At 58.9% G+C, this 3,463-nt stretch carries 8 protein-coding genes; all 8 read left to right on the top strand.

From position 1 onward, the window contains the following. Window positions 1-288, top strand: a 288-nt coding sequence (locus CW742_RS09165; RefSeq protein ID WP_292419471.1) for an RNase P subunit p30 family protein, incomplete at its 5' end; no start/stop codon positions are given. Continuing rightward, window positions 289-780: an Rpp14/Pop5 family protein gene (locus tag CW742_RS09160; protein WP_292419468.1), complete on the top strand. Its 492-nt coding sequence runs from the start codon at window positions 289-291 to the stop codon at window positions 778-780. Beyond that, window positions 780-1,502, top strand: coding sequence for an archaeal proteasome endopeptidase complex subunit alpha (gene psmA / locus CW742_RS09155; RefSeq protein ID WP_292419465.1), 723 nt, complete (start codon window positions 780-782; stop codon window positions 1,500-1,502). Before CW742_RS09160 ends, psmA begins: the two co-directional genes overlap by 1 nt. Before the next feature lie 4 nt (window positions 1,503-1,506). Beyond that, window positions 1,507-2,211: a ribosome assembly factor SBDS gene (locus CW742_RS09150; RefSeq protein WP_292419461.1), complete on the top strand. Its 705-nt coding sequence runs from the start codon at window positions 1,507-1,509 to the stop codon at window positions 2,209-2,211. A gap of 43 nt (window positions 2,212-2,254) precedes the next feature. Then, window positions 2,255-2,551 (top strand): 50S ribosomal protein L37ae, encoded by a 297-nt coding sequence (locus CW742_RS09145; RefSeq protein ID WP_292419458.1) that lies wholly within the window; start codon window positions 2,255-2,257, stop codon window positions 2,549-2,551. A 14-nt stretch (window positions 2,552-2,565) separates the two neighbouring features. Then, window positions 2,566-2,700, top strand: a complete 135-nt coding sequence (locus tag CW742_RS09140; protein WP_012107386.1) for a DNA-directed RNA polymerase subunit P — start codon at window positions 2,566-2,568, stop codon at window positions 2,698-2,700. A gap of 67 nt (window positions 2,701-2,767) precedes the next feature. After that, window positions 2,768-3,022 (top strand): KEOPS complex subunit Pcc1, encoded by a 255-nt coding sequence (locus CW742_RS09135; RefSeq protein WP_292419455.1) that lies wholly within the window; start codon window positions 2,768-2,770, stop codon window positions 3,020-3,022. Between the two features lie 75 nt (window positions 3,023-3,097). Further along, the gene (locus tag CW742_RS09130; protein WP_292419452.1) at window positions 3,098-3,460 is read left to right on the top strand and encodes a prefoldin subunit beta; all 363 of its coding nucleotides are present in this window, start codon (window positions 3,098-3,100) and stop codon (window positions 3,458-3,460) included. Window positions 3,461-3,463: the final 3 nt, after the last annotated feature.

The raw sequence follows: 3,463 nt of genomic DNA, 5'->3' as shown, positions 1-3,463 counted from the left end.
GACAACCGCGTTGCCGTGGATATCGATCTCTCGTGCCTCATCTCGGCACGGGGGATTGCACGCCAGAAGGCGATCCAGCGCTACCGCGATGTGATGGTGCTCGAACAGCGCTTTGAGTTCCCCCTCACACTCTCGACCTATGCCCGCTCGGTGCTGGACCTGCGTGCTGTCAGGGAGGTAAGCGGCCTCTGCACGCTCCTTGGCATGGACCTCCCGGATGTTGAGAAAGCGCTTGCCGGTGTCGGTACGGTTACTGCCCCGCCGGAAATGGCCGTGAGGGTGGTCTGAATGGCAGTCCGCCCCCCCACGCTCCGCGACAAACGGCGCTATCTTCTCGTCCGTGTCGATCCCCCGGGAACGCCCATCGACCAGAAGGAGCTCTATTATGCAGTATCGGACGCGGTCTCCTCGCTCTGGGGCGACGCTGTTGCCGGGGTGATTGTCCAGGCCGTTGTCTGTGCCGAAGGCGATTACGTGGTCATCCGGTGCCGGCGGGGGACCGAGCGCGAGCTTGCGATCGCGCTCTCCACGGTTACCCGGCTCCGGGATACGAAAATCGCCCTGCGGATCCTCTCTGCATCGGGGACCATCGAGAGCCTGCGGGACCGGATGAAACCTCTTCCCCCGTCCTCCCCACTGGATTCCTTGCCGGAATATCGCTTTGGCGGGAAGGAATACGTTGCCGTTCATTGTGACGGTCAGAAGGTTGATGTGATTGAAAAGGGATTTAAAAATACAAGCCGATTGTTTCTGACAACAGAAGATATGGAGACTGAATAATGCAACCACAATACCAGATGGGATATGACCGGGCCATCACCGTCTTTTCGCCCGACGGCAGGCTCTACCAGGTGGAATATGCCCGCGAGGCCGTGAAACGCGGGACAACTGCCGTAGGGATCAAGGCAAAGGACGGCGTCGTCCTGATCGTTGACAAGCGCGTCAGCTCCAAGCTGCTCGAAGCCTCGTCCATCGAGAAGATCTTCAAGATAGACGAGCACATCGGGGTCGCATCCAGTGGCCTTGTCGGGGACGCCCGTGCGCTCGTTGACCGGGCACGCGTGGAGAGCCAGATCAACCGCGTCTCCTATGATGAGCCGATCGAGGTCGAGGCCCTCTCCAAGAAGCTCTGTGACCACATGCAGAACCTCACCCAGTACGGCGGCATCCGCCCGTACGGGACGGCCCTCCTCATTGCCGGTGTCAGCGACGGCGACTGCCGGCTCTTCGAGACCGACCCCTCCGGCACGCTCCTTGAGTACAAGGCAACCGGTATCGGTATCGGCCGCCCGGCCGCGATGAAGGTCTTCGAGGAAGAGTACAATCCTGAAGCCGAGATCAGGGACGCGATCCTCCTTGGCCTTAAGGCGCTCCACTCTGCTACTGAAGGCAAGTTCGATGTCGACACCGTTGAGATCGGTGTCATCGGCAAGGAGAACCCGGCATTCCGGAAGATGAGCCGGGAAGAAGTGGCCTCGTTCGTGGAACAGTTCAAGCCGTGATCGTATGATACCGCTCGACCATGCCGTGGTGGCGCGCCTCGACAGCCACGGGGAGCGCTTCGAGATCCTCGTTGACCCGCACGGTGCCGCGCTGGTCCGTCAGGGGCAGCCGGTGGAGATCGAGGACGTGGTAGCAGCGCTCAACGTCTTTGGCAATTCCTCGAAAGCCACCCGCGCTTCCGATGAATCGTTACTGAAGGTCTTCCAGACAACGGAGTTCGATGCGGTTGCGCGGAAGATCATCATCAAGGGAGAGATCCACCTGACTGCGGACCAGCGCAAGCAGATGGTGGAGGAGAAACGCCGGCAGGTCATCACCTTTATCTCAAGGAATGCCGTCAACCCGCAGGACGGCCACCCCCATCCCCCGGCACGTATCGAGCGCGCGATGGAAGAGGCACGGGTGAATATCGACCCGTTCAAGCATGTGGAAGAGCAGGTAAAGGAGACGGTGAAAGCCCTGCGCCCGCTCCTCCCCATACGGTTCGAGGAACTCCGGCTTGCGATCAAGATCCCTCCGGACTTTGCGGCGCGCTCGTACGGCGACATTGCTGCGGCAGCAACCATGGAGAAGGACGAGTGGTTAAAGGACGGCTCGTGGGTCTGCGTGGTGCGTATCCCCGCGGGTATCCAGGGCGAGTTCTACGACCTGATCAACAAACTCACCAAGGGCGAGGGGCAGGTCAGGATCCTCAATCAAGTATATTAGCACAGACGTCAAATAAAACAAGACAGATCAGTGGGTATCCATCATGGCAAAATCAACAACTCACAAGGCAAAGGGAAAAGTGACCGGCAGCGCCGGGCGGTTCGGCTGCCGGTATGGCAGGTTCGTACGGAAGCGGGTAACCGATATCGAGAAGATTTCGCGCGCTCTCCACAACTGCCCCAAGTGCGACATGCAGTCCGTCAGCCGTGTCGGAACAGGCATCTGGGAATGCCGCAAGTGCGGGTACAAGTTCGCCGGCGGTACGTACCAGCCGATAACCCCGACCATGAAGATCGCCCAGCGTGCGATCGACCGAACGGTTGAAGAGATCAGGAAATAACCGGTAATACACGTATGGCAAGTACCTACAAGTGTGCACGGTGCAAGCAGAAAGTCGAGATCGACGTTAATGTCCGGTGCCCCTACTGTGGTCACCGGATCCTGTTCAAGGAACGGGGCGCGGCGATCAAGGAACTGAAAGCCCGGTAAGCACTGTCCCGAAACCCCGGGACATATCTATATCTCTTTTTCACCAATAATCCGGAGAGGGCAACCCATGCCGCAGCACGAAGCCGTTTTCCGGTTCACCTCCGAACACGCCGAAAGTATTTACCGGTCGCTCCTGCCGGAACTGGAAGACGAGGTGAATACCCGGTCGGCCATCACCTGCCGGCTTGAAGGCAGCACTACACTCGTCCTCACCGTGACGGCGCAGGACACCTCCTCGCTCCGCGCCGCGCTGAACATGTATTTGCGGCTCGTTAATGTCGCCGACGAAGTCACCGGAATAGCAAAGAAACCTGCGGAATAATCCCTGCTTCCGGTGTGGTGTCAAAGGAATAATGCTTTTTATCACCGGCACCGATATACTCTGCAGGATTTTTCTATGAACAATATCTCACCCAAGGTCCAGAACCAGCTGGCCATGCTCCAGCAGGTCCAGCAGCAGCTGCAGACGATTCTCCAGCAGAAGGCGCAGTTCGAGATGGCTGTCCGCGAGGCAAAGCGTGCACAGGAAGAGATCGCGGACTCGCCCGAAGACGCGGTCATGTACATGAGCGTCGGCACGGTCATGATGCAGAAGAAGAAGGATGTCGTGAACACCAAGCTTGCCGAGAAAGTCGAGACCCTCGAGCTCCGCATCAAGTCCCTGGAGAAACAGGAGAAACTCCTTCAGGGCAAGTTCGAGCAGCTCCAGGCCCAGATCAAGGCAGCCATCGAGGGCAAGGGCGCCCCGACCGCTGCGTAAATC

It is taken from the genome of Methanoregula sp., from assembly GCF_002835825.1.
GTDB lineage: Archaea > Halobacteriota > Methanomicrobia > Methanomicrobiales > Methanospirillaceae > Methanoregula.
This window is presented reverse-complemented; position numbering and strand designations above follow the sequence as displayed.